Annotated in this window: 17 protein-coding genes; 10 read left to right on the plus strand and 7 right to left on the minus strand. The window is 43.0% G+C overall.

Translation table 11 applies throughout. From position 1 onward, the window contains the following. Positions 1 to 48: 48 nt before the first annotated feature. Both ACIG3F_RS10355 and ACIG3F_RS10360 read right to left on the minus strand, forming a co-directional pair. Entirely contained in the window at positions 49 to 645 is a 597-nt protein-coding gene (locus ACIG3F_RS10355; protein WP_396469995.1) for a phosphatase PAP2 family protein, read from the minus strand. Positions 646 to 809: 164 nt separating this feature from the next. After that, complete coding sequence (locus ACIG3F_RS10360) at positions 810 to 1,514, minus strand: SIMPL domain-containing protein (RefSeq protein WP_396469996.1); 705 nt, start codon at positions 1,512 to 1,514, stop codon at positions 810 to 812. 476 nt (positions 1,515 to 1,990) lie between these two features. Between ACIG3F_RS10360 and ACIG3F_RS10365 the strand changes: the two genes are divergently transcribed. The 9 genes from ACIG3F_RS10365 (at position 1,991) to ACIG3F_RS10405 (ending at position 12,118) form a co-directional block, all read left to right on the plus strand. Next, the gene (locus ACIG3F_RS10365; RefSeq protein WP_005246815.1) at positions 1,991 to 3,364 is read left to right on the plus strand and encodes a diaminobutyrate--2-oxoglutarate transaminase; all 1,374 of its coding nucleotides are present in this window, start codon (positions 1,991 to 1,993) and stop codon (positions 3,362 to 3,364) included. A 3-nt stretch (positions 3,365 to 3,367) separates the two neighbouring features. Then, on the plus strand, positions 3,368 to 4,900 hold the full coding sequence (locus tag ACIG3F_RS10370; protein WP_396469998.1) for a pyridoxal phosphate-dependent decarboxylase family protein: 1,533 nt from the start codon (positions 3,368 to 3,370) through the stop codon (positions 4,898 to 4,900). 435 nt (positions 4,901 to 5,335) lie between these two features. Beyond that, a complete protein-coding gene (locus tag ACIG3F_RS10375; protein ID WP_396469999.1) occupies positions 5,336 to 6,367 on the plus strand; it encodes a substrate-binding domain-containing protein in 1,032 nt (343 codons plus the stop codon). A 104-nt stretch (positions 6,368 to 6,471) separates the two neighbouring features. Beyond that, a complete protein-coding gene (gene pstC / locus ACIG3F_RS10380; RefSeq protein ID WP_005107378.1) occupies positions 6,472 to 7,851 on the plus strand; it encodes a phosphate ABC transporter permease subunit PstC in 1,380 nt (459 codons plus the stop codon). After that, a complete protein-coding gene (gene pstA / locus ACIG3F_RS10385) occupies positions 7,851 to 9,242 on the plus strand; it encodes a phosphate ABC transporter permease PstA (RefSeq protein WP_396470000.1) in 1,392 nt (463 codons plus the stop codon). The genes pstC and pstA overlap by 1 nt, the downstream gene beginning before the upstream one ends. A gap of 13 nt (positions 9,243 to 9,255) precedes the next feature. Next, positions 9,256 to 10,170, plus strand: a complete 915-nt coding sequence (pstB, locus tag ACIG3F_RS10390) for a phosphate ABC transporter ATP-binding protein PstB (protein WP_005262140.1) — start codon at positions 9,256 to 9,258, stop codon at positions 10,168 to 10,170. A 151-nt stretch (positions 10,171 to 10,321) separates the two neighbouring features. After that, a complete protein-coding gene (gene sohB, locus ACIG3F_RS10395; protein ID WP_004646527.1) occupies positions 10,322 to 11,284 on the plus strand; it encodes a protease SohB in 963 nt (320 codons plus the stop codon). A gap of 105 nt (positions 11,285 to 11,389) precedes the next feature. Then, complete coding sequence (locus tag ACIG3F_RS10400; RefSeq protein ID WP_253099228.1) at positions 11,390 to 11,821, plus strand: hypothetical protein; 432 nt, start codon at positions 11,390 to 11,392, stop codon at positions 11,819 to 11,821. A gap of 57 nt (positions 11,822 to 11,878) precedes the next feature. After that, positions 11,879 to 12,118 (plus strand): hypothetical protein, encoded by a 240-nt coding sequence (locus ACIG3F_RS10405; RefSeq protein ID WP_180086362.1) that lies wholly within the window; start codon positions 11,879 to 11,881, stop codon positions 12,116 to 12,118. Positions 12,119 to 12,191: 73 nt separating this feature from the next. On the opposite strand, the gene ACIG3F_RS10410 is transcribed toward ACIG3F_RS10405, so the two are convergent. The 5 genes from ACIG3F_RS10410 to ACIG3F_RS10430 form a co-directional block, all read right to left on the minus strand. Further along, positions 12,192 to 12,833 carry a DUF2238 domain-containing protein gene (locus tag ACIG3F_RS10410; RefSeq protein WP_253099230.1) on the minus strand — a complete coding sequence of 214 codons (642 nt, stop codon included), beginning with the start codon at positions 12,831 to 12,833 and terminating at the stop codon, positions 12,192 to 12,194. Between the two features lie 89 nt (positions 12,834 to 12,922). After that, positions 12,923 to 14,311 (minus strand): adenylosuccinate lyase, encoded by a 1,389-nt coding sequence (purB, locus tag ACIG3F_RS10415; RefSeq protein WP_218209204.1) that lies wholly within the window; start codon positions 14,309 to 14,311, stop codon positions 12,923 to 12,925. 54 nt (positions 14,312 to 14,365) lie between these two features. Continuing rightward, positions 14,366 to 15,097, minus strand: coding sequence for a high frequency lysogenization protein HflD (gene hflD, locus ACIG3F_RS10420; RefSeq protein WP_005107369.1), 732 nt, complete (start codon positions 15,095 to 15,097; stop codon positions 14,366 to 14,368). Between the two features lie 7 nt (positions 15,098 to 15,104). Further along, the gene (mnmA, locus tag ACIG3F_RS10425; RefSeq protein WP_396470001.1) at positions 15,105 to 16,244 is read right to left on the minus strand and encodes a tRNA 2-thiouridine(34) synthase MnmA; all 1,140 of its coding nucleotides are present in this window, start codon (positions 16,242 to 16,244) and stop codon (positions 15,105 to 15,107) included. Positions 16,245 to 16,248: 4 nt separating this feature from the next. Continuing rightward, positions 16,249 to 16,734 (minus strand): NUDIX hydrolase, encoded by a 486-nt coding sequence (locus ACIG3F_RS10430; protein WP_005246804.1) that lies wholly within the window; start codon positions 16,732 to 16,734, stop codon positions 16,249 to 16,251. A 598-nt stretch (positions 16,735 to 17,332) separates the two neighbouring features. Here ACIG3F_RS10430 and ACIG3F_RS10435 point away from each other — a divergent pair. Beyond that, positions 17,333 to 18,985 carry an acyltransferase family protein gene (locus ACIG3F_RS10435; protein ID WP_396470002.1) on the plus strand — a complete coding sequence of 551 codons (1,653 nt, stop codon included), beginning with the start codon at positions 17,333 to 17,335 and terminating at the stop codon, positions 18,983 to 18,985. Positions 18,986 to 19,043 lie beyond the last annotated feature (58 nt).

Below are 19,043 nucleotides of genomic sequence, written 5' to 3' on the forward strand. Positions count from 1 at the left end.
CAAAAAGTCCCGCTTTCGAGCGGGTTTTTTATGACATTTTAATTAGATTTATTTAATCCAGCCCATTCGAATTAAAGGCGAAAATAACCAATAATGAATACCCAAAATAAAGTTTATGATTTGATTCTCATATTTCCACCACAGCGGCAAGCCAGCTAAATTTACTATTATTGCCATCAGGAATGCACCCAGCATATCAATTGGAAAATGCACACCGACATATACACGCGACCACGCTACCAGCCAAGCGGTCCAGATTAGAATTCTTCCCAAGTCTCGCTGCGGTGAAAAATAATAGGCGAAGGCAATCCCACTAAAAATACTCATATGGTTGCTGGGAAAAGAACCAGTCGGTGCATGTTCAATCAGGGTGCGGCCAACATCTATCACAAACGGGCGTGGGGTATTGAGTACCGCAGACAATACTTCACTCATCAATAATGTAATAGCTGTAAAGATGAAGGCTTTAATAATCCCTGTTTTTACTTCGTAACTACCACGGAACCAGGCAATAGCAAAAATCAGCAAAAAAAGATAAACCAGGTCATGCGCAATCAGGGAGGCATAGTTGATCATCCAGATTGAGGCTTGGTCGGGTACATTTAAGATATGAAACAGCTGAAGGTTCAGTTGGTCAAGGGACATGAGCAGAGAGGACTGGAACAAATGTCCGTTACTCTAAACCGGTCAAGCCTCAATTCCTACCTGAGTTTGTATGAATTTGTAGCCTTGCTTTTTAAAGAATATTCACATGATAAAAAACCACTCAAAAGAGTGGTTCTTAAAAGTCCGAATAATATAATGAAGTCTTATTTAAACTGAATCGCCCCATTCGCGCTGACCGTCATTTGCGATTCGCCCGCCGCAACTTCCTGCTCAGGAACCGCCATATCAGCAGATGCAGATTTCATCATGGCCATACGCGGTACTGGCTGTGGTGTATAATTGTTAGTATTCAGGTTTAAGTTCACCAGTTGATAACTCGGTTTGTTCCAGGTCTGAGTGAGTGCCTGTGCGCGTTGCTGGAAGTTTTTGGTGGCTTCAATCATCAGCTCGCTTTCAACTTTTTTACGCTTTTCGTCAGATACCTTGAAATTAATTGACTGGGTTTGGAAGTGCTGTTGTAATTCAGCAATCAATTGAGATGTCGCTTTAAAATCTTTTGATTCTAGACGAATCTGGGCGCGACCACGCCATTCTTTCAGTTTGCGGTTATCATTGTCATAAATCGGGTAAGTGCTTTGCGCACCTGTCTCGATTTTCACAGTTGGATATTTGCGTGCTGTGGCGATCGCCTGATTCATCAGCTGGTTAATTTGAGTGGCCAGTTCAGCCGGCTGTTTGTTGGATTTTTCAATATAAAGCACAGCATGCATTTCATCATTTGAGATTTCACGGCTAGCCTCTGCTGAAAGATTAACAACATTATAATTCAGAGATTCAGCAGGAGCTGCAAATGCGCCTGTGGCGAGGGTGCCGGCAAGGATCAAACTGGTAAGTGCTAAGAGACGCATGAAATTGTCCTGTTTTTCTTAAAATTGGCCATCTAGGCCGTTGTTAAAATATTAAATCTCAATTGTGATCTTTTTACGAAATATTTGTCGTAAGAGTGTTAAATTTTCTTTAATTTTATCTCATTATTTAATTTATATTTATTTTTAATAATTAAATGCTTAATGAATAATTTTGAGACTGATTACCTGAATGTCGCCTGCGCTACAAAAAAGCATAAAAGAACACGCTTTTCTTTCTGCTGTCACACTGTAAGATGATGATTTAGGGGATGGATTAGCATGATGTTTTTTTTCGATAAAGATTAGGACAAAATGTGACTGAAAGTTGTTTATTTTCCTGAAAAATTCGGTATCATCCGCCTCCTAGTTATTCGAATACAAAACTGCTAGCTAGAACCTTTTATAAAGCGCCGAGTCAAAGGACCAAACGTCACCAGACTTATTTCTTTCACCCATATCAGAGATGGTAATTCGATATGAGCGTTACTTCTGTAAACCCTGCCACCAATTCCACAAACGAATACTACTTGACTCGCCAAAGTCAGATGGAATCGAATGTGCGTAGTTATCCACGTAAATTACCGTTAGCGATAGCGAAAGCACAAGGTTGCTGGGTTACCGATGTTGAAGGTACTGAGTACCTTGATTGTTTAGCTGGGGCAGGGACGTTGGCTTTAGGCCATAATCATCCTGCAGTCATTCAAAGTATCCAGGATACGATTGCAAGCGGTTTACCATTGCATACGCTGGATCTTACTACTCCTTTAAAAGATGCTTTTACTGAAGCACTTCTTTCTTATCTTCCAGGTGGCCAAGAAGAGTACTGCTTGCAGTTCTGTGGTCCATCCGGTGCAGATGCAACCGAAGCTGCGATTAAACTGGCGAAAACCTTTACCGGTCGTAGCTCAGTGATCAGCTTCTCTGGCGGCTACCACGGTATGACTCATGGTGCATTGGCAATGACAGGTAACCTGTCTGCGAAAAATGCAGTGAACGGCTTGATGCCGGGTGTACAGTTTATGCCGTATCCGCATGAATACCGTTGCCCATTGGGTCTTGGCGGTGAAGCGGGTGTTGATGCCCTGACTTACTACTTTGAAAACTTCATTGAAGATGTAGAAAGTGGTGTGACCAAACCTGCAGCTGTGATTCTTGAAGCGATTCAGGGTGAAGGTGGTGTGGTAACTGCACCAGTAAAATGGTTGCAAAAAATCCGTGAAGTGACTGAAAAACACAACATCGTGTTGATTCTTGATGAAGTTCAGGCTGGTTTCGCACGTTCAGGCAAAATGTTTGCATTCGAACACGCAGGTATCGAACCTGATGTTGTAGTGATGTCTAAAGCCGTAGGTGGTAGCTTGCCGCTTGCAGTCTTAGGTATTAAACGCAAGTTCGATGCATGGCAACCTGCTGGTCATACCGGTACTTTCCGTGGTAACCAATTGGCGATGGGTACAGGTCTTGCAACGATCAATACCATTAAAGAACAGAACCTGGCGCAAAATGCACAAGAGCGTGGTGATTTCCTGCAAGCTGAATTGAAAAAACTGGCTGCTGAATTCCCATGTATCGGTAACGTGCGTGGCCGTGGTCTGATGATCGGTGTTGAAATCGTAGATGAGCGCAAAGATGCGGATCATATGGGTTCTTTGCCTGCTGATGGTCAGTTGGCTGCAGCGATCCAAACCGCTTGTTTCAACAATAAATTATTGCTTGAGAAAGGTGGTCGTAACGGTACAGTGATTCGTTTACTTTGCCCGTTGATCATTACTCAAGACGAATGTGTTGAAGTGATTGCTCGTTTCAAAAAATCGGTTGCTGAAGCACTAGTTGCAGTTCGAGGCGCATAATTCATGGTAGATTTCGCAGAACATCGTAAAGCGTTACTATGCAATGATGCTGCATCCATTGCTGACTATCAGGCTGGCATGGACCAAGCGACCAAAGCGGTTGCGGCATGGTTGCAAAACGACAAAATGTACACTGGTGGCAGCATTAAAGAGCTACGCAGTGCGATTGCATTTAATCCTTCGAAAGAAGGTTTAGGTGTAGAAAAATCTCTTGAGCGTATGGTTGAGCTATTCCTCAATAAGAGCTTAAAAGTTCATCATCCGCACTCACTTGCGCATCTTCACTGTCCAACAATGGTGACCAGTCAGATCGCGGAAGTGCTGATTAACGCAACCAACCAGTCAATGGACTCATGGGATCAAAGCCCGGCCGGTTCGTTGATGGAAGTTCAGCTGATTGACTGGTTACGTCAAAAAGTCGGCTATGGTGCGGGTCAGGCCGGTGTGTTCACTTCTGGTGGTACGCAGTCTAACTTGATGGGCGTATTGCTTGCGCGTGATGCTTGCATCGCGAAAAACTGGAAAGACGAAAATGGTAATCCGTGGTCGGTTCAGCGCGATGGTATTCCTGCGGATGCGATGCGTAATGTCAAAGTCATCTGTTCTGAAAATGCACATTTCTCTGTGCAAAAGAACATGGCGATGATGGGCATGGGCTTCCAGTCAGTGGTCACTGTTCCTGTGAATGAAAATGCACAGATGGACGTAGATGCACTGGAAAAAACCATGGCGCATCTTCAGTCTGAAGGCAAGATCGTGGCATGTGTGGTGGCAACAGCGGGTACAACGGATGCTGGTGCGATTGATCCATTGAAAGCAATTCGTGAAATCACCAATAAATATGGCGCGTGGATGCACATCGATGCGGCATGGGGTGGTGCACTGATTCTATCCAATGACTATCGTTCTATGCTGGACGGGATTGAGCTGTCGGATTCGATCACGCTTGATTTCCATAAGCATTATTTCCAGACCATTTCTTGTGGTGCGTTCTTGTTAAAAGATGAAGCGAACTACCGTTTCATGCATTATGAAGCTGAGTATCTGAACTCTGCCTATGATGAAGAACACGGCGTTCCGAATCTGGTGTCTAAGTCGCTACAAACCACGCGTCGTTTTGATGCTCTGAAATTGTGGATGACGGTGGAAGCACTGGGCGAAGAGCTTTATGGTTCGATGATCGATCATGGCGTGAAATTAACCCGTGATGTGGCAGACTACATTAAAGCGACTGATGGTCTGGAGCTTCTGCTTGAGCCTCAATTCGCGTCTGTCTTGTTCCGTGTGGTTCCAGCGGGATATCCGGTTGAATTACTCGATACGCTCAATCAAAACGTAGCAGACGAACTGTTTGCGCGTGGTGAAGCGAACATTGGTGTGACGAAAGTTGGTCAGGTTCAGTCTCTGAAAATGACTACTTTAAGCCCGGTTGCAACGCTTGATAACGTGAAGAACTTGCTGGCATTAGTGCTTGCAGAAGCGGATCGTATCAAAGATTCAATCGCTGACGGTACTTATACGCCACCCATTGCATAAGTGATGGTGGTGTGAAAAAAAGGAGATCGAAATGATCTCCTTTTTTGTGCGCTTAAAAATAAAAAAAGGTCCTTTCCCAGATCGAAATTCCTCACAAAAACACGGAAGGTCTGAATCCCGTTTGGCCTGTTATTTATTTGTCATAGGCTTATGTAAAACTGGGGAGCAGGATTTATCCTGAGTTCAGGTTTATAAAAATTGTTACATGTCATTGGTCTAAAATTTTTTAATGAAGTGAATGACAAAAAGAACTTAATCATTGAAATCCATAAAAATTTAATCAAGAAAAAACCGCTAGATGAAAAATCACTAAATCGTAATAAAGCTGTAACTTATCTGTCATATTCTAAAATCAAAATGCAGGTATCGAAAGAAGTACAAAACTGAATAAAAAGTGGTGTACTCCAAATTTGCATAAATGAGAGAGATACTAGAATGCGCTTTACAAATATAGCTTTAGCATTAGCAGTAACCGGGGCAACTGCTGTAACGACTGCACACGCAGCACGTGACACCATTCAAATTGCAGGTTCTTCAACTGTACTTCCATATGCCAGTATCGTGGCAGAAGAATTCGGTAATACTTTTCCACAGTTTAAAACACCAGTTGTCGGTTCTGGCGGTTCTTCAGGTGGTTTAAAGCAGTTCTGTAATGGCGTGGGTGATAACACGATTGATATCGCAAACTCTTCTCGTCAAATCAAAAGTACTGAACTGGCAGAATGTAAAAAGAATGGCGTTAACCAAGTCCTAGAAATCAAAATTGGTTATGACGGTATTGTATTTGCATCGAATGCCAATAAAGCGGCTTATAAGTTACGTCCACAACATGTCTTCGCTGCACTTGCTGCACAACTTCCATCAAATGGCAAAATGGTCGCTAACCCGTACACGCGTTGGAACCAAATTGACAAAGCACTTCCAAATGAACCTATCACCCTGGTAATTCCTGCGTCGAATCATGGTACGCGCGAAGTCTTCCAGGAGAAAATGGTGGATGCAGGTTGTGAAACGTACGCTGCAATTAAGTCTCTAGATAAAGATGCCAAGAAAAAAGCTTGTACAACATTCCGTAAAGATGGCCGTGTGGTTGAGATTGCCGGTGACTATACCGAAACATTGGCACGTTTAAAAACTTCTCCAAGTGCGGTAGGTGTGTTTGGCCTAGGTTTCTATGACCAGAACCGTGACCGTCTACGTGTTGCCACAGTGAACAATGTAGCGCCTTCTGAAAAGACCATCTTGAATGGTGCTTATCCGGTATCGCGCCCATTGTTCTTCTACGTAAAAGGCGAGCACTTGAAATCAATCAAAGGCTTACCGCAGTTCACAGAATACTTCCTGAACAAGAAAGTATCTGGCAAAGGCTCTAAGCTGGAAAAAGCAGGTCTGATTTCAATGTCTGATAAAGAACGTGCAGCAGTCCTGGTAAATTTCAAGGCTGGTAAAGCGGTCGTTGTGAAGTAATAAATGATTTTGAAAATGCTGGTGGTAGGGTCAACCTACCATCGGCTTTTTGCGATAAACAAGTTTTTTCAAACCATGAAAATTGAAAAAACAGTGGAGAATACATGAATCTGCTACTTATAGGTGTGTTATTGGCCATCATGGCCATAGCCTATCAAATCGGATTAAGTAAAAGCCGTAGCTTAGCAGGTAAGGGAAGCAATTCTGCAAACTTACACTCGCGTCCCGGATATTATGGTGCCCTGGTTGCACTATGGTGTGGTATCCCTGCGTTTTTAATTTTGATTGTTTGGAATATGGTGGAACCCACTTTTCTGGAGCAGGTGGTACTCAACCATTTGCCAGAAAATGTTTCGGCCAGTCTGGATCCGGCAAGTCTGAGTGTTGTGATTGATCGCGTTCAAGCACTTGCCTCAGGTTTCGGGGTGAGTGATACACCTGCAGCCTATGAAGTCGCAGCTGCGGAACAGCTGGCTAAATTCTCGACCATTGGTACGTTTGCCAAATTGGCAGTGGTGATTTCGGCGGCGCTGGCTGGTCTGGTCTGGGCCAAGAAACATATTAGCCAGGAATTCCGTGCACGTAACCAAGTCGAAAAAATGATTAATATCGGCCTGGCATTGTGTTCGGGTGTGGCGATTCTGACCACTCTCGGGATTGTGATGTCGATGTTTGGCGAGGCAATGCGTTTCTTCAGCTTTGTCAGCCCACTGGATTTCTTCTTTGGTACTCAATGGAACCCAGGGTTTAGCACCTCTGGCAGTGCTGAAGGCAGTTATGGTTTATTGCCACTGCTCTGGGGCACGCTCATGGTCAGCGGGATCGCACTTTTAGTTGCAGTTCCGGTTGGTCTGATGATTGCGATCTATCTGGCAGAATATGCTTCACCGCGATTCCGCTCTTGGGCAAAACCTACGATTGAAGTGTTGGCGGGTATTCCTACGATTGTCTATGGTGTCTTTGCCTTGATGATCATCGGTCCATTCCTTAAAAGCATGGGTGCTCTGGTCGGACTCGAAATTAATGCCACCAGTGCGCTGACCGCCGGTCTGGTCATGGGCATCATGATCATTCCATTTGTATCTTCTTTGTCAGACGACATCATCACTCAGGTGCCGCGTGCCTTACGTGATGGTTCTTTGGGCTTGGGGGCGACCAAATCTGAAACGATTCGTCAGGTGGTTTTACCCGCAGCCCTACCGGGTATTATCGGTGCGTTCCTGTTGGCGGCATCACGTGCGATTGGTGAAACCATGATTGTGGTTCTTGCAGCCGGGAACAGTCCGCAGTTGCATGCCAATCCGCTTGAAGCCGTATCTACGGTCACGATTACTATCGTGAATCAGCTAACTGGCGATACCGATTTTGCAAGTCCGCAAGCACTGGTGGCCTTTGCGCTAGGACTGACGCTATTCGTCATTACCTTAGGTTTGAACATTGTTGCACTGATCATCGTGCGTAAATATCGTGAGCAATACGACTAATGAGTACTTCAAATACAACGCCTGTGGATCAGCGTATTGATCCATCCATCGCCGCCGAGCTGCGTGAAAAGCGTAAGAAGACCATTCAAAGCTCTTTGGCACGACGTCATCGTAAAGAAAAAACCTTCCGTTTATTTGGTTTCTCTGCGGTACTGGCAGGTCTGTTCTTTGTGGTATTGCTGTTCGGGAGTATTTTATCCAAAGGTTTGCCTGCATTCTGGCAAAGCAGCATGAGTTTGCCGATTCATTTCGATCCAGCCATTGTGGATATTGGTCCAAAACCAAAGCCAGCTGCAGGAGAATCTCCAGCACAGTTTGAAGATCGCTTTATCGCATGGCAGACCGAAGTCGGAATGGTGGATTGGGATGCGTTGATTATCAACGGTATGATCGCCAAAGACAGCAAGCTGGAAAGCCAGCGTGATGAACTGGGTTTTTTATATACCAGTTCAGAAGCTTACCGCTTGCGTGACATGGTCATGAATGATCCGAGTCTGGTTGGTCAAAGTAAGGAAGTGAAAATTCTGGCGGATGCCAATATCGATGTCTGGTTGGCGGGAAATATTGACCGTGATCTCCCTGATGAACAGCAGCAGCTCAGTCCTGAAGTACGTCAGGTGGCGGACGAGATGAAAGCCGCTGGTGTGATTGAAAACAGTTTTAATACCAATATTTTTACCAGTCCTGATTCGCGCAGCTCACCGGCAACTTCTGGCTTGGCAGGCGCCTTCATGGGCTCACTGTTCATGATGATGATCGTGATCTTTATCTCGATTCCAATCGGGGTGGCATCGGCGGTCTATCTGGAAGAGTTTGCACCGAAGAACTGGATCACCGATGTGGTTGAGGTCAATATCAATAACTTGGCAGCTGTACCATCGATTGTTTTCGGTCTATTGGGTGCAGCGATCTTCATTGGCTGGATGCATTTGCCACTGTCAGCACCATTGGTGGGTGGTCTAGTACTGAGTCTGATGACCTTGCCAACCGTGATCATTACCACACGTGCATCACTCAAAGCCGTTCCGCCTTCGATTCGTCAGGCAGCTTTAGGACTCGGTGCTTCCCGCATCCAGACAGTATTCCATCATGTCTTGCCTTTGGCTTTACCGGGTATTTTGACGGGCGCAATCATCGGAGTTGCACAAGCTTTGGGTGAAACTGCACCATTGTTATTAATCGGAATGAGTGCTTTTGTTGCCAGCGTTCCAGCCACACCATTTGATCAGTCAACGGCTTTACCTGTACAGATTTTCTTATGGCAAGGCAATGAGTTGCGTAACTTCTTTGAAGGGCGTACCGCAGCAGCAATTATTGTACTTCTGGCCATGATGATCAGCTTGAACAGCTTGGCCATCTGGTTACGTAAGAAATTTGAAGTCCGTTGGTAATAGGGGCAGAATCATGAACACAACTGTTATTCAAAATTCCTTAAAAAAGGATCAAATCGTGAATCCACAACAGACACAATTCACCTCGGATGAGGCAACTCAAAAGCCAGCAACTCCGTTTGTTTCCCAGTTCGATACGCAAAGTAGCAGCAAAAAAGATGCGAAGTCGACGAATGTGAAACTTAGTACTTCTAATGTGCATGTGTACTATGGTGAAGCGGAAGCGATTAAAGGCATTGACCTGAATATTTATGAAAATGAAGTGATTGCTTTTATTGGGCCATCAGGCTGTGGTAAATCGACCTTTCTGCGTACCTTAAACCGCATGAACGATACCATTGATAGCTGTCGTGTGACCGGTAAAGTGATGCTGGATAATCAGGATATTTATGATCCAAATCTTGATGTGGTCTTGCTACGTGCTCAAGTCGGGATGGTGTTCCAGAAGCCGAACCCATTTCCAAAATCAATCTTCGATAATGTCTCCTATGGTCCGAAGCTGCATGGTTTGGCACGTGACAAGTACGATCTTGAAGAAATTGTAGAAGGTAGCTTGCGTAAAGCTGGTTTGTGGGAAGAAGTGAAAGATCGTTTGAACCAGCCAGGTACAGGTTTGTCCGGTGGTCAGCAGCAACGTCTGTGTATCGCGCGTACCATTGCAGTCAGTCCGGAAGTCATTTTGATGGATGAACCGTGTTCGGCACTGGATCCCATTGCAACGGCCAAAGTGGAAGAGCTGATTTCTGAGCTATCTACGCAATATACCATCGCGATTGTAACGCACTCCATGCAACAGGCAGCACGTGTATCAGATCGTACTGCTTATTTCCATTTGGGTGATCTGATTGAAGTCAACTCGACCGAAAAAGTCTTTACCCAGCCGGATCATCAGTTGACTGAAGCCTATATTACCGGGCGTTTCGGTTAATCCGATATCTAGAATAAGAGCCGCAAGGCTCTTTTTTTATAGGTGAAATAGATGGTGATAATCGTAATAATTCTCGAAATAAAGTTGAAAAAAACCGAAATTGACCTAATCTAAAGGAATAAATCCGAATTAAATAGAGAATAGATTTTTTATGTTATTTCATACTCCGAAACTGTCCGCTGAAATCCGTATTAGTCATCTCAATGCGCGTATCAATGAACAACGAAAAAAGATAGCGCAAACTACTGGCTCTAAACTGGAACTTTTACAGTTATCGCAACAACTGTCAAAAGAAGCGCGTGCGCGTAAGAAAACCAATCAAAAAATCTATGTACTCGATTTTAAAGGTGATATGGCGGCTTCTGCGGTAGAAGGCTTACGTGAAGAAATCACCCTGATTCTGGCCACTGCCAAAGCAGGTCGTGACCGTGTGGTGGTGCGTCTGGAAAGTCCGGGTGGCATGGTACATGGTTATGGACTTGCAGCAGCTCAACTGGTACGTTTACGTGAGGCAGGTTTTCATTTGACCATCTGTGTCGATAAAGTGGCGGCCAGTGGCGGTTATATGATGGCGTGTATCGCCAATGAGATTATTTCTGCACCATTCGCGATTGTCGGTTCAATTGGTGTAGTTGCTCAAGTCCCCAACTTTAACCGTCTGCTGAAAGACAATAAAATCGACTTTGAACTCTATACCGCAGGACAGTACAAACGTACCGTGACCATGTTTGGTGAAAATACTGAAGAGGGCAAGGCCAAGTTTGAAGAAGAATTACAGCAAACCCATGCTTTATTCAAACATTTTGTTGAGAAGTATCGCCCGCAGCTGAATATTGAAAAAGTGGCCACTGGTGAGCATTGGTATGGCCGGGATGCGCTGGATCTAAATCTGGTGGATAAACTGCAAACCTCAGACGAATATCTGCTCAACTTGTTGCCCCAACATGATATCTATTCCATCCAGACCCGCAAGAAACCAACTTTGGGCGAAAAGCTGGGTCTGCAAGCCGCACAAATTGCTGATTCACTGGTACCTACTGTCATGAATAAAGTTATGGAAAGCTTAAGTAAAGCCAATGCAAATTTGGTGCAAATGCGTGATCCAAAACTTTAATTCAGTTGATCTTGAATGAATTTTAAAGCTCACTGCGGTGGGCTTTTTTTTTGAAATCATACTATTATGATATAAGTGAAGCACTTTGATTGAGTCTAGGCTCATATGCTCACGTTTATTTTGTTGCTTGGGTTTTTTAGTATCGTATTTATTCCGATGTTATGTATGCTTTATTCTGAAGCAAAATTAACTCAGGATGATTCTAAGAAGGTTTTGTTTTGGCTGAGTTTTCTACCCGGCGTTTGTATCTTTCTGCTGTATAGCTTTCTAAAGCCCAATGATCCACCTGTTATTCCATCGAAGGAATGTGGTGTTGTGCAGTTTTATCAGATGCATAAAGTTCGAGGTGGTAACGAATTTGAACGTGTGAGTATTCGCTTTGATGGCGCTCAATATAGTCGGCATTTATTCTTCGATAAGCATCTGGATAAAATTCCTCAAGGCCAAAAGGCCTGCTTTGAATATCTAGATAAATTCAAATATCCACATTTGTCAGAATCTAAGTTTATTCAATGGGTTGAACCGAATGAAATGTAAACCATCACTGAAACTAATCAGATAAAATAAAGCATATTTTATTGTTAGAGCAGAAACATGGCTATAGCTGAAGCATATCTTGCAACGCAAAATTGTTACTTTAATTATGAATTTGAAGAACTTTATTTAGAGGATGATTTTCCTGAGGAGTTATCTGTATCACTACGTGGCATGATGTTCCGTCATGAGATTGAATATCCTGATACAACCTATTTCATTTATTACAGTGAGATGTTGACGGGTAATGAACTGCAAAAAATGAAAGATGATTGGATGCGATATTGCCCGCATTCATAATTGAAAAAAATGAATGTAATTAAATGCGTGATCCAAAACTTTAATTCAGCTATTAGTTTCTGATTTTAAAAGCTCACTTCGGTGAGTTTTTTTGATTTTTCGGTATCAACTGCAGACCGCCTGTTATCGCCGCGCCAATCGTAGCAAGCAAGATGTCTTTGTGCGCATCCCACATATCACCTTGTTGTCCATTATAGTTTTCAGCTTCCTCAGGAGATAAACCAATGGCAATCAGCCATTCCAGCCATTCATAGAGCATGCTACTGGCCACCACAAACTGAATCACCAGCAGGAAAATGACCACAGGTCTTTGCTGCGGCAACCAGACCTGAAACAGGCGATAGAAAATTGGATAAAGTAATAATCCGTAGGCCAGATGGACAAAACGGTCAAACATATTGCGTGACCAGTGCATCGCTTCATTCAGATTAAAGCCAAAAATCTGTTCGATCCATTGGTTATAAGGCACATAAGAATACAGATAATGCGCAGCAATCACATGAACAATCAGAAAAAGAATATATAAATTAAAACTTAAAAAATTCAGCCCGATTTTATACAGGCAGATGAGCAGCATGATGATCATGAAAACTGTGCCTGCCTGATGCAAGAGATAAGCTTCCAGTTCTAAAGGACGAATACTGGCAAGCAAAATCGCCAGAATTAAAATACCCAGGCTCGCGTAATGTTTGGCAGAAAGTCGATGCTCAATCATGTCGTTATTATGAAATATCTTTTTTAGAATAAAACACATTATAAATAAAAAGGCGAAGCCTGAGCTTCGCCTTTTCGTCTTATTGCAAATTAGATTTTAGCAATCAGCTCAGCCACTTGTTTGGCCTGTTCAGCTGCATTACCTGTATAAGATGCAGGGGTCATTTCTGCTAAACGCGCACGGTCAGCAGCAGGAACAGCTTCTAACTCGTTACCGTTTACGAAATCAACCATCATGTCGCGAGTCATGGCTTGACCACGAGTCAGGGCTTTTAGTTTTTCGTATGGTTTTTCAACGTTGTAACGACGCATTACAGTTTGAATTGGTTCAGCCAATACTTCTTGCGCATTGTCCAAGTCTTCATTGATACGCGCAGCGTTCAACTCAAGTTTGCCAACACCTTTAGAGCAAGCTTCAAAAGCAATTAAGCTTTGCGCAAAACCAACACCCATGTTGCGAAGTACAGTCGAGTCAGTAAGGTCACGCTGCCAGCGAGAAATTGGCAATTTTTCACCTAAGTGGGCAAGTACCGCGTTTGCAATACCCAAGTTACCTTCAGAGTTTTCGAAGTCGATCGGGTTAACTTTATGCGGCATGGTTGAAGAACCGACTTCACCTTCTTTCAGTTTTTGCTTGAAGAAACCAAGAGAGATATAGCCCCAAACGTCACGGTTAAAATCGATCAGAATAGTGTTGAAACGACGCAGCGCATCAAACAGTTCTGCCATGTAATCGTGTGGCTCGATCTGAGTAGTGTACGGGTTAAAATCTAGACCCAAAGACTCTACAAATGCTTGTGAATGCGCAGGCCAGTTGATGTCTGGGTAAGCAGAGTAGTGCGCATTGTAGTTACCTACTGCACCATTGATTTTGCCCAGTAGCTCAACATTTTTGAACTGTTTGATTTGACGTGCAAGGCGGTAAGCCACGTTCGCCATTTCTTTACCCAAAGTCGTCGGGCTTGCAGTTTGGCCATGAGTACGAGACAACATTGGCTGGTCTGCATGCTTCTCAGAAAGCGCAACGATTGAATCAATGATTTGCTGCATAGATGCAACCAGTACATCACGACCGCTTTTCAGCATCAAGGCATGCGACAGGTTGTTAATATCTTCAGATGTACATGCAAAGTGAATAAATTCACCGGCATTTTTAAGTTCATCGATATTGGCGATTTTTTCTTTCAGGAAATATTCAACCGCTTTAACGTCGTGGTTGGTGGTGCGTTCGATCTCTTTGATGCGATTAGCATCATTTTCAGAAAAATCGCTCACAATCGCATCAAGCGCTGCATTAGTTTCGCCTGAAAACGCCGGTACTTCAGTAATTTCCGGGTGGTTTGCAAGCGCTTGTAACCAACGCACTTCAACAGTCACACGAGCATGGATTAAACCAAACTCAGAAAGAAAGGGACGTAGAGCATCACATTTGCTCGCGTAACGTCCATCTAATGGAGAAAGTGCAGTTAAAGCGTTCATATCGATTCCTTAGATTTTGGAATTAAACGTAAAACGAAACACGTGCAGCATCAGTTAAACCACCTGAAACTGTAAACGCGCTAGATTCTGAATATCTTGTAGCAACTTGCGTTTGCCAAATACCATGCCCCAAGAGCTGCCACCGAGCTGACGCCACAGATGCGCCATTTGCAAACCGGTAAATAAAGAAGCGCGGATCCGGTTGGTGTGTCCGGCATCTTTAAAGGCTTCGGCATTACCACGCACCATAATGCGCGGATTAATCTGTCCGGCAGTATCGACATAGGTTTGAGCGAGATTGGCAATGATGCTGGGGTGCAGGTAATTATTATCGAAGAAGGAGAGCTGTCTGAGAATTTTCTGTTGGGACTGTTCAATAATTTCAACAAATTTGGGATTGCTATAGACCTTCTTTTCTAACTGAAGAAGTGCCATCGCATAGCTCATGGGAAGTTTAGTGCTGGAAAGTTTTGGAATTCTGGATTTTGGAGAAGTATTGAAGGGTTGAATAATGCTGCTTTCTAATGTTTTTAAACCTAAGGAAATATCGGCCAGTTGATTAAAAAAGTCGAGCGTCTGGGCATTCTGATTGCTGCCGGGACGGATATTAAGACTGGCTCTAATCAACTGTTCAAAATAAAAGTTACCACTTTCACCAATGCTTTGCTGACCCGTCAATGCGGTCATATGGGTCAGCTGGGTGGCCTGAAACACACCCGCTAATGCCAAAGCACGATTTTGACGAGTATTCAACGTTGTGGCCGGTTGAAATGGTAACTCCGTCATGCCGAATTCATCCTTTTATAAAATCAGGTTTAGGTGCATTGGTATGATGAATCACACCACCCCCTAAACAAACTTCACCTGAATAGAACACCACGCTTTGACCCGGGGTCACTGCACGTTGAGGTTCATCAAACTCAACACGAACACCATTCAGTGATTCTGAATCTTGATACACAGTACATGCTTGATCAGTCTGACGGTAACGGGTTTTTGCTGTGCAACGGAAACCTGTTTCAGGAATATCCTGCTCACCTGCGACCCAGTCAATCGCCTCACTCCAAAGTGTAGTACTTTGCATGAGTGGGTGTTCATGGCCTTGGCCGACCACCAGGCGATTACCTTCGATATCTTTATGCAATACGAACCAGGCACCTTCAGCAACGCCTTTCATACCGCCAATACCAATACCACCGCGTTGACCGAGCGTATAGTACATTAAGCCGTGATGATCACCAACCTCTTTACCGTCTTCCAGCACGATTTTTCCGGGTTGAGCGGGTAAATATTGCTTTAAGAAGTCATTAAAACGACGTTCACCAATAAAACAGATGCCAGTCGAGTCTTTTTTCTTGGCAGTAACCAGATCTAATTCTTCTGCAATTTTACGGACTTGTGGCTTTTCAATTTCACCGACAGGGAACAGGGTCTTATTAATTTCACGACCATGAACAGCATGCAGAAAGTAAGTCTGGTCTTTGTTGTTGTCCACACCACGCAATAAAGGTGCATATTCTTCACCACGTGAGTTGGTCATGGTTTCACCACGACGGCAATAATGACCCGTCGCAATAAAATCTGCACCCAGATTTACTGCGTGATCGAGAAAGGCACGAAATTTAATTTCTTTATTACATAAAATGTCTGGGTTTGGCGTACGGCCAGCTGCATATTCCGCCAGGAAATGTTCGAATACGCGATCCCAATATTCCATGGCAAAATTTGCGGTATGCAGTTTAATCCCGATTTTGTCGCAAACGGCCTGAGCATCGGCAAGGTCATCCATCGCCGTGCAATATTCTGTGCCGTCATCTTCTTCCCAGTTTTTCATGAAAAGACCTTCAACCTGATAACCTTGTTGAAGTAAAAGGGCAGCAGAAACAGATGAATCTACCCCACCTGACATACCGACGATGACACGTTGTTGCATAGGATTAGGCATCCAAATTTGAAATTAAGGGAGAATTCTGGTGCTCGTAAATGAGCGATAAAGGATATTTTTGACCTGAAAGCGCATCTTGCACGGCTTTAATCACCAATGGACTACGCGCGCGAGCAGATTCAATCAGTTCATCGAGCGTCATCCAGACTGCGCCGACAATATCTGTATCTAAAGTGGCATTTGGGTCATAGTCAATGGATTTGGCTAAAAAGCAGAAACGAAAATATGTACGATCCGGGAACATCGGTGGGGTATAAGTATATATCCCTAAAAGATGAGTTACTTCAACCGTATGTCCGGTCTCTTCCATGGTTTCACGAATTGCGGCTTCGATAATAGTTTCACCGCATTCAACATGACCTGCTGGCTGATTAAATACCGTGTGTGTCACACCTTCTGTATGTTCTTCTACAAACAGGAATTTTCCGTCTTTTTCAACGACAGTTGCGACAGTGACATGAGCAGTCCAAGCAGTCATAAAGCAGCACCATGGAAAAGGATGCACTATTGTATAAAATTTTAGGGTGTGTGGCTATGTTGAGAGCAGGTTTCTTTAAGCGACTTAATGCATTAATGAATAATCAACCAATGATAATCATGGTATTTGGGGTTAATGAATTACAGAGAAAATAAATGCTGAAGTGATCATTTTAGAACTGGGAAAACGCACATAAAAATAGTATAGCGGGGCTGTTAATATTTTTTCAGGACTTGGAGAAATGCTGATGGGGATCAGAAGCTTGATTTCCAAAACAATTATTTAAAGTAATGAGGACTATAACTGAAAGTTGATATATCAGATAGTTATACCCTTTATAGCACGACGAAAAAGCCTAAATTAGCTAGATAAGTGATGATGTTAGTCTTAAAAGTATTTTGAATGATGCCTACAAATATTTTTATAGAGTTATGTGTCTAGCCTATTGACTTCAAACAAGACAAGTTTGAAGATAAGAAGGTTGAGTAAATATCAATCAATTTTTAAAAAGAAGAAAAATAACCGAATATAATTAAAAAGTTAAGAGATATTATAAACCTTCTAGTATTGTCTAATTTTTTAACTGCATTCTGATTTAATGCAAAGTTTTCTTCATCATGCATCAAAAAATAAACTTATAAACCCAACATTAAAAAAATATTTTGAGCAGGTTGACATGATGACACCGCCAAATTCAAATATTGGTTTTCGATTAGATATCAATGGACTGCGTGCCTATGCGGTATTAATGGTCTTGTTTTTTCACTTCAAAGTTCCAGGGTTTAATGCAGGCTTTTTGGGTGTAGATATATTTTTTGTCATTTCAGGATTCCTGATGACAGCAATCATTTGCAGCAGTCTTGAAAAAAACAGCTTCAAATTATTTGATTTTTATATGGCACGGATAAGACGGATTTTTCCTGCCCTGATGATACTTATTATTATTTTGCTGGTTTTAGGGTGGTTTTGGTTACCCTTACCTGACTATATGTTTTTGGGTACGCAATCGAGTAGTGCTCTGTCTTTTAACTCTAATCTTTATTACTGGCGTACTTCTAATTACTTTGATGGCACTGCTCATGAAAAGTGGTTATTACATACATGGACATTGGGTATTGAGTTTCAATTTTATCTATTATTACCTATTTACTTGTTACTACTGACAAAAATTAAATCGGAACGCCGTACCTTATTATACGGATTATGTTTTGCATTTCTGGGATCTCTCCTTTTAAGCATCGCGATATCTCATTCGAAACCCGTAGTGCCTGTTCGAGGCTGGGAGTTCGTTGCTGGTGGGTTGGTTTATTTAGCTGCGAAAGAATTTCCACAATTACAAAGATTTGCCAAGGTGTACTTTGTAGCGGGATGTTTTTTATTGTTATTGGCCATGTTGATCATTCATAAGGGGTTAGTTTGGCCTTCTGCTTGGGCGGCGTTACCAGTACTGGGTACAGTACTGGTTATATTGTCACAACAGGAAGACTCCATGTTAACCACGCACCCTGTTGCACAATGGTTGGGAGATCGTTCATATTCGATTTACTTGTGGCATTGGCCGGTTGTGGTTGGCTTGTATTTTGGTAGTGTGCAAGATGATTTAAACTGGATACTATTTGGTTTGGTGCTTAGTCTGATACTGGGGCATCTTTCCTATTTACTGGTTGAAATACCCTCACGCCAATTTTTAACGAAATTTCGTCTTTCCAGACAAGCTCTAGTCATCTTTAGTTTTGGTTTGCTTGCGAGTTTATCTGCAATCGCGATCAGTGCCAAACTACTTCCATTTGAAGAAATTCGATTACCTAAAATTGTAGAGATTGCTGCTGCAGAAACATGGGATATAGATCCTAGGCGTGAAGAGTGTAATGCCTCTCATGACAAAATAGGGTCGCCGAGTTGTGTGTACGGAAAAGAAAAAATTTTAGCAATTTTAATGGGGGATAGTCATGCATCAGCAATAGCAAGTTCTTTGGGTACAGCAGCCTCTCACTTTAACTCAGGTGTGATTTCCTGGTTTATGGATAGCTGTCCTACACTGGATGGCATTCGATATATAGATCATAAAGAGTACAGTGCGGATTCATGTGATCTTCTAAATCAATGGGCAAATGAAGAATTAAAAAAATATCCTAATATTCCGCTAGTTTTGGTCAGTCGTACTTCAGAGTATGTAAAAGGTGTGAATGAGCCTGACCAATCGGAACGGTCTAAACTAGGGTGTGTCCTCATTTGGCTTTGCACCAAATAAATATACAGGCTATACGAATCATAGATTTATAATTGCGTGCCAGTTTATCAAATCGAGT

Source organism: Acinetobacter sp. NPDC052428, from assembly GCF_044547685.1.
GTDB classification, from domain to species: Bacteria; Pseudomonadota; Gammaproteobacteria; order Pseudomonadales; family Moraxellaceae; genus Acinetobacter; species Acinetobacter lwoffii_G.

What these genes read in the sequence shown, in the direction of transcription:
- sohB (WP_004646527.1), top strand. Translation starts at nt 10,322, where the DNA reads ATGTTATTTCATACTCCGAAACTGTCCGCTGAAATCCGTATTAGTCAT.
- ACIG3F_RS10355 (WP_396469995.1), bottom strand. Translation starts at nt 645, where the DNA reads ATGTCCCTTGACCAACTGAACCTTCAGCTGTTTCATATCTTAAATGTA.
- pstC (WP_005107378.1), top strand. Translation starts at nt 6,472, where the DNA reads ATGAATCTGCTACTTATAGGTGTGTTATTGGCCATCATGGCCATAGCC.
- pstA (WP_396470000.1), top strand. Translation starts at nt 7,851, where the DNA reads ATGAGTACTTCAAATACAACGCCTGTGGATCAGCGTATTGATCCATCC.
- ACIG3F_RS10400 (WP_253099228.1), top strand. Translation starts at nt 11,390, where the DNA reads ATGCTCACGTTTATTTTGTTGCTTGGGTTTTTTAGTATCGTATTTATT.
- pstB (WP_005262140.1), top strand. Translation starts at nt 9,256, where the DNA reads ATGAACACAACTGTTATTCAAAATTCCTTAAAAAAGGATCAAATCGTG.
- purB (WP_218209204.1), bottom strand. Translation starts at nt 14,311, where the DNA reads ATGAACGCTTTAACTGCACTTTCTCCATTAGATGGACGTTACGCGAGC.
- ACIG3F_RS10410 (WP_253099230.1), bottom strand. Translation starts at nt 12,833, where the DNA reads ATGATTGAGCATCGACTTTCTGCCAAACATTACGCGAGCCTGGGTATT.
- mnmA (WP_396470001.1), bottom strand. Translation starts at nt 16,244, where the DNA reads ATGCAACAACGTGTCATCGTCGGTATGTCAGGTGGGGTAGATTCATCT.
- ACIG3F_RS10365 (WP_005246815.1), top strand. Translation starts at nt 1,991, where the DNA reads ATGAGCGTTACTTCTGTAAACCCTGCCACCAATTCCACAAACGAATAC.
- hflD (WP_005107369.1), bottom strand. Translation starts at nt 15,097, where the DNA reads ATGACGGAGTTACCATTTCAACCGGCCACAACGTTGAATACTCGTCAA.
- ACIG3F_RS10430 (WP_005246804.1), bottom strand. Translation starts at nt 16,734, where the DNA reads ATGACTGCTTGGACTGCTCATGTCACTGTCGCAACTGTCGTTGAAAAA.
- ACIG3F_RS10375 (WP_396469999.1), top strand. Translation starts at nt 5,336, where the DNA reads ATGCGCTTTACAAATATAGCTTTAGCATTAGCAGTAACCGGGGCAACT.
- ACIG3F_RS10405 (WP_180086362.1), top strand. Translation starts at nt 11,879, where the DNA reads ATGGCTATAGCTGAAGCATATCTTGCAACGCAAAATTGTTACTTTAAT.
- ACIG3F_RS10370 (WP_396469998.1), top strand. Translation starts at nt 3,368, where the DNA reads ATGGTAGATTTCGCAGAACATCGTAAAGCGTTACTATGCAATGATGCT.
- ACIG3F_RS10435 (WP_396470002.1), top strand. Translation starts at nt 17,333, where the DNA reads ATGCAAAGTTTTCTTCATCATGCATCAAAAAATAAACTTATAAACCCA.
- ACIG3F_RS10360 (WP_396469996.1), bottom strand. Translation starts at nt 1,514, where the DNA reads ATGCGTCTCTTAGCACTTACCAGTTTGATCCTTGCCGGCACCCTCGCC.